A 6,113-nucleotide genomic window follows, 5' to 3' on the forward strand; every position below is an offset into this window, starting at 1 on the left:
ATGGCGTCTCATTATTGCGCCAGAACACGCCCACGCTGCCTTTTTGTTCAATCTTCGGCAGGTTGAGGATCACCAGCTGTCCCTGGCTGGCATAGCGCTGCGCCAGCCGTAAAGAAAGGATAGAGATCATATCGCTGCTTTGCAGCAGGTTAGTACTGACGTTCATCGATGCCGACTCGATGGTGTTCTCCGGCAACATCACTCCGTTATCGACCAGCGCGTTATCAATGCTCAGGCGGATAGGTGTTCCCGTCGGCCAGACGATCCAGCGCCAGTGCGCAAGATCGGCCCAGCTCAGGGTGTCAAACTTCGCTAATGGATGGTGGGGACGGGCGACAAAGCAAACGGGTTCGGTATACAGCACCTGATAATTGAGCGGAAGCTGCAGTGCCCGCCCACCGACGCGGCCGACCACGACATCCACGGAACCGGCAAGCAGGTCGTGCAGCAGCGGCGTCATGACCTTTTCTTCAATGTTAAGGTGCAGCGTCGGCATCTCCACGAGCAGATTGAGGATCGCCTGCGACACACAGTCGGTCGCCACTGGCGAGCAGCCAATCTTCAGGCTCCCTACCAGCCCGCCTTCTTTAAAGCGCGCCATTTCATACTGTGAACGCTCCATGTCATTGATTAAACGCTGGGCGTGTTGCAGCAGCAACTTGCCGCCTTCCGAGGGGCGCAGGCCTTTACTGTGACGTTCAAAGAGCGTGATCCCCATCTCATCTTCGAGCTGTGACAGCCATTTCGACAGCGCGGGCTGGGTGATATTCATCATTCGTGCAACGTGCGTGAGATTCCCTTGTTCGCCTAGCGCCACCAGCATTTGCAGATGGTGCAGCTTCAGTTTTTGCGCCCAGTTTGCCATCAGCGATAACCTCCAGGTTATGTCTCTGCATGAAATGCCATTGTACATTTTATCGCCCAGTCTACAAACTCGTAACATACCAAAAACAAAACAACATCTGTCCCTACCTGCACCGAGGCATTCACTATGACTCAACGACGTGAACTACAAGCCCTGATCGATGCTGCTCCTGTCAGCAAGACACAGTGGCGGGTGATCATCTGCTGCTTTCTGGTGGTCATGCTTGATGGTTTTGATACCGCAGCCATTGGCTTTATTGCACCCGATATTCGTACCCACTGGCAGTTAACTGCCGGAGACCTCGCTCCGCTGTTTGGCGCAGGTCTGTTAGGACTTACCGCCGGCGCCTTACTTTGCGGACCGCTGTCTGACCGTTTCGGTCGCAAACGGGTGATTGAGCTCTGCGTGGCATTGTTTGGTGCGCTGAGCCTGATCTCCGCCTTTTCGCCGGATTTGCAAACGCTGGTTATCCTGCGCTTTCTGACCGGTCTGGGCCTCGGCGGTGCCATGCCCAACACCATCACCATGACCTCTGAATACTTGCCCGCCCGCCGCCGCGGTGCGCTGGTCACCCTGATGTTCTGTGGCTTTACGCTCGGTTCAGCGATGGGCGGAATTGTCAGCGCGCAGCTGGTGCCGGTTATTGGCTGGCACGGGATCCTGGTCCTCGGCGGCGTGTTACCGCTGATGCTGTTCTTCGTCCTGCTCGCGGTCCTGCCGGAATCTCCACGCTGGCAGGTCCGTCGCCAGTTGCCGCAGGCAACCATCGCCAGAACGGTCAGCGCGATCACCGGCGAACGTTACGACAATACCCAGTTTTACCTCCAGGAGGCGGCGGCGATAGCCAAAGGCAGCATTCGTCAGCTGTTTGTTGGCCGTCAGTTGCCCATTACCCTGATGTTATGGGTGGTGTTCTTCATGAGCCTGTTAATCATCTATCTGCTGTCGAGCTGGATGCCGACGCTGTTGAACCATCGTGGGATTGACCTGCAGCAGGCTTCCTGGGTGACGGCGGCGTTCCAGATTGGCGGTACGCTCGGCGCGCTGGCATTGGGCGCGCTGATGGATAAATACAATCCCTTCCGGGTGCTGGCTACGAGCTACGCGCTGGGAGCGGTATGCATTGTCATGATTGGCCTGAGCGAAAACGGTTTATGGCTGATGGCGCTGGCGATTTTCGGTACCGGGGTAGGTATCAGCGGATCGCAGGTGGGCCTCAATGCCTTAACCGCTACGCTCTATCCCACCCAGAGTCGGGCGACGGGCGTGAGCTGGTCCAACGCGGTGGGGCGCTGCGGAGCGATTGTCGGTTCGCTTTCCGGCGGCGTGATGATGGCGATGAATTTCTCTTTCGACACCTTGTTTTTCATTATCGCTGTTCCGGCGGCCATTAGCGCGGTGATGTTAGCCGTACTTACGGTAGTTGTCCGCCAGTCAGCCTCTGTCCCTGATGCTATGCCACACGCAAGCGTCGTGAACGAATAAGGAGAATCCCTATGTCAGACCATAATCAGGATGTTAAAAACAGCCGTCAGCAGTTTTATCAGCATATTTCGGGGCAGAACCTGACCCCGCTGTGGGAATCGCTGCATCATCTGGTACCACAAACGCCGAATCCGACCTGTGCGCCAGCATACTGGAACTACCAGGAAATTCGTCCGCTGCTGCTGGAAAGCGGCAACCTGATTGGCGCGAAAGAGGCGATTCGTCGCGTGCTGGTACTGGAAAACCCGATGCTGCGCGGTCAGTCCTCAATTACGTCAACGCTCTATGCGGGACTGCAGCTCATCATGCCGGGCGAAGTCGCTCCCAGCCATCGTCATAACCAGTCGGCGTTACGCTTTATTGTGGAAGGGAAAGGGGCATTTACCGCCGTGGACGGTGAACGCACCCAGATGCACACCGGCGATTTTATTCTGACCCCGCAGTGGCAATGGCACGACCACGGCAACCCTGGCGATGAGCCGGTTGTCTGGCTGGACGGTCTGGATCTGCCGCTGGTGAACATTCTGGGCTGTGGCTTTGCCGAGGATTACCCGGAAGATCAGCAGCCAGTTTCACGCAAAGAGGGCGACTATCTGCCGCGCTATGCCGCCAATATGCTGCCGCTGCGCCATCAGAAAGGCAATTCATCGCCAATTTTCAACTATCGCTATGACCGCAGCCGCGACGCGCTGCACGACCTGACCCGTCTGGGCGATGCCGACGAGTGGGATGGCTACAAAATGCGCTATGTCAACCCGGTGACCGGCGGCTACCCGATGCCATCGATGGGGACGTTCCTGCAACTGTTACCAAAAGGCTTTACCTCGCGGGTGGCGCGTACCACTGACAGCACCATTTATCACGTGGTTGAAGGGGCGGGTGATGTCACCGTCGGCAACGAGACGTTCAATTTCTCAGCCAAAGATATTTTTGTGGTTCCGACCTGGCACGGCGTGTCATTCAAAACCACCGATGAGACCGTTTTATTCAGTTTTTCGGACCGACCGGTACAGGAAGCCCTCGGGTTGTTCCGCGAAGCCCGCTATTAATTTGGGAGAGAACCATGACTCAGTATGTATTTGCACCACAGGCCCCCGTTACTGTCCCGGTTGTCGGCAGCGATGCGCAGTTCCCCGTCCGTCGCGTGTACTGTGTGGGGCGTAACTACGCCGCCCATGCCCGCGAAATGGGGTTTGATCCGGACCGTGAGCCGCCGTTCTTTTTCTGCAAGCCTGCCGATGCGATTGTGCCGGTTGCCGCAGGCGAAACGTTAGCGCTGCCATACCCGGCGCAAACGGATAACTATCACTATGAAATTGAGCTGGTGGTCGCCATCGGCAAAAAGGGCAGCGATATCCCGTTAGAAAACGCTCATGAGTATATCTGGGGCTATGCCACCGGACTGGACATGACCCGCCGCGATCGCCAGATGGAGATGCGTCAGATGGGACGTCCGTGGGAAATCGGCAAAGCGTTCGATCTCTCTGCGCCCATCGCGCCGCTGCATAAAGCGGATGAAATTGCGGATATCACCTCTGCGCCCATCTGGTTACAGGTGAATGGCGACGATCATCAGCGCAGCGATATTCGCCATCTGATCTGGTCGGTAAATGAAACGATCAGCTATCTGTCCGGCTTCTTCGAACTGCAACCGGGCGACCTGATCTTCACCGGCACGCCGGAAGGCGTGGGTGCCGTAGTGAAAGGGGATGTGATCACCGGAGGCGTGGACGGACTGACGCCTATCGCTGTGAAGATTGTCTGAGGTGATGTATGAAGCTGTACAGTTTTTTTAACAGTTCGGCGTCGTACCGCGTGCGTATCGCGCTGGCATTAAAGGGCATCGACTACCACACGGTGGGCGTCAATATCCGTATTGGGCAGCAAAATGAACTGGCCTACCGGCGGATGAATCCGGTGGGGCTGGTACCAACGCTGGTAACCGATGATGGCGAAGCGCTGGGCCAGTCGCTGGCGATTATCGACTGGCTGGACCGGCATTTTCCGCAATCACGCTTGCTGCCCGTCAGCGATCCGGCGCGCACGCAGGTGCTGGAGATTGTCTATGCCATCGCTTGCGATATTCATCCGGTTAATAACCTGCGGGTGCTGCGCTATCTGAGCGAGGAACTGAAGGTCAGTGAAGAAGAGAAAAAACGCTGGTACGCACACTGGATCCAGCAGGGGTTAAGCGCCGTTGAGCAGCTACTGCGTCAGAGTCAGTCGCAGAACTTCTGCGTGGGTAATGCACCGACGCTTGCCGACTGCTGTCTGGTCCCGCAATGGGCGAATGCGTTAAGAATGGGGTGCGATCTGAGCGGCTATCCGCGCTGCAAAGCCGTGTATGACGCCTGCACACAGCTCCCGGCGTTCATCGCCGCTGCCCCGGAAAATCAACAAGATAAAAACTCAGCCTGAGAAGGAGAATGACAATGGCTAAAGTGACGAGCGCAATTATTGTCGGCGGCGGAATTGGCGGGGCAGCCACCGCGCTTTCGCTGGCGCGTCAGGGTATCAAAGTGATGCTGCTGGAAAAAGCCCATGAAATTGGCGAGATCGGCGCGGGCATTCAGCTCGGTCCCAACGCCTTCTCTGCGCTGGACAGCCTCGGCGTCGGCGACGTCGCGCGTCAGCGTGCGGTGTTTACCGACCACATCACCATGATGGATGCCGTGAACGCGGAAGAAGTGGTGCACATCGAGACCGGGCAGGCCTTTCGCGACCATTTCGGCGGTCCGTATGCGGTCATCCACCGGGTCGATATTCACGCTTCCGTCTGGGAATCCGTACTGACTCATCCAAACGTTGAGTACCGGACCTCGACCAATGTGGTCGACATTCGTCAGACGGCGGACGACGTAACGGTGTTCGACGAGCAGGGGAATAGCTGGACCGCCGATATTCTGGTCGGTTGTGATGGCGTGAAGTCGGTGGTGCGTCAGAGTTTGCTGGGCGATTCGCCGCGCGTGACCGGACACGTCGTTTACCGTGCGGTGATTGACTGTGCGGACATGCCGGAAGACCTGCGCATTAACGCGCCAGTGCTCTGGGCCGGGCCGCATTGCCACCTCGTGCACTACCCGCTGCGCGGCGGCAAGCAGTACAACCTGGTTGTCACCTTCCACAGCCGCCAGCAGGAGGAGTGGGGCGTGAAAGACGGCAGTAAGGAAGAGGTGCTGTCGTATTTCGCCGGGATCCATCCGCGCCCGCGGCAGATGCTGGATAAACCCACGACCTGGCGTCGCTGGTCAACCGCCGATCGCGAACCGGTAGAGAAATGGGGCACTGAGCGCATCACGCTGGTGGGCGATGCCGCGCACCCGGTGGCGCAGTACATGGCGCAGGGTGCCTGTATGGCGCTGGAAGATGCTGTGACGCTGGGTAAAGCGCTGGAGCAGTGCGATGGCGATGCGGCGAAAGCCTTTGCGCTGTATGAGTCGGTACGCATTCCACGCACGGCGCGCATCGTATGGTCGACGCGCGAAATGGGGCGCGTGTATCACGCAGCAGGCGTGGAGCGTCAGGTGCGAAACCTGTTGTGGAAAGGTAAATCGCAGGCGGAGTTTTATCGCGGCATGGAATGGCTGTACGGCTGGAAAGAAGATAACTGTCTTCTGCCACGCTGAGAATACAGGCGCTTTGCGTCGTCATCCGGCAAAAGGTTTTGCTCATCGCACAGAGGCGCTATGATAGCGCCTCTTTTTTTTGCGGATAACGATATGCGTGTTTTACTGGCGCCGATGGAAGGAGATCGGAAGAGCGT

At 57.5% G+C, this 6,113-nt stretch carries 6 protein-coding genes; 5 read left to right on the plus strand and 1 reads right to left on the minus strand.

Annotated features, from left to right (window positions below; all coding sequences use genetic code 11):
- On the minus strand, positions 1-865 hold an 865-nt coding region (locus AB7E14_RS19165; RefSeq protein ID WP_428169806.1), incomplete at its 3' end, for a LysR substrate-binding domain-containing protein.
- Between the two features lie 126 nt (positions 866-991).
- Between AB7E14_RS19165 and mhbT the strand changes: the two genes are divergently transcribed.
- The 5 genes from mhbT to AB7E14_RS19190 are packed head-to-tail and all read left to right on the plus strand — an operon-like array spanning position 992 to position 5,976.
- A complete protein-coding gene (mhbT, locus tag AB7E14_RS19170; protein ID WP_104446720.1) occupies positions 992-2,350 on the plus strand; it encodes a 3-hydroxybenzoate transporter MhbT in 1,359 nt (452 codons plus the stop codon).
- Between the two features lie 11 nt (positions 2,351-2,361).
- On the plus strand, positions 2,362-3,399 hold the full coding sequence (gene gtdA / locus AB7E14_RS19175) for a gentisate 1,2-dioxygenase (protein WP_316962513.1): 1,038 nt from the start codon (positions 2,362-2,364) through the stop codon (positions 3,397-3,399).
- A 14-nt stretch (positions 3,400-3,413) separates the two neighbouring features.
- Complete coding sequence (locus tag AB7E14_RS19180) at positions 3,414-4,115, plus strand: fumarylacetoacetate hydrolase family protein (RefSeq protein WP_044258653.1); 702 nt, start codon at positions 3,414-3,416, stop codon at positions 4,113-4,115.
- Between the two features lie 8 nt (positions 4,116-4,123).
- Positions 4,124-4,768 carry a maleylacetoacetate isomerase gene (gene maiA / locus AB7E14_RS19185; RefSeq protein WP_428169807.1) on the plus strand — a complete coding sequence of 215 codons (645 nt, stop codon included), beginning with the start codon at positions 4,124-4,126 and terminating at the stop codon, positions 4,766-4,768.
- A gap of 14 nt (positions 4,769-4,782) precedes the next feature.
- On the plus strand, positions 4,783-5,976 hold the full coding sequence (locus AB7E14_RS19190; protein ID WP_043000137.1) for a 3-hydroxybenzoate 6-monooxygenase: 1,194 nt from the start codon (positions 4,783-4,785) through the stop codon (positions 5,974-5,976).
- The last annotated feature ends 137 nt before the right edge of the window (positions 5,977-6,113 follow it).

This window comes from Citrobacter sp. (assembly GCF_050252275.1).
Lineage (GTDB): Bacteria > Pseudomonadota > Gammaproteobacteria > Enterobacterales > Enterobacteriaceae > Citrobacter_A > Citrobacter_A amalonaticus.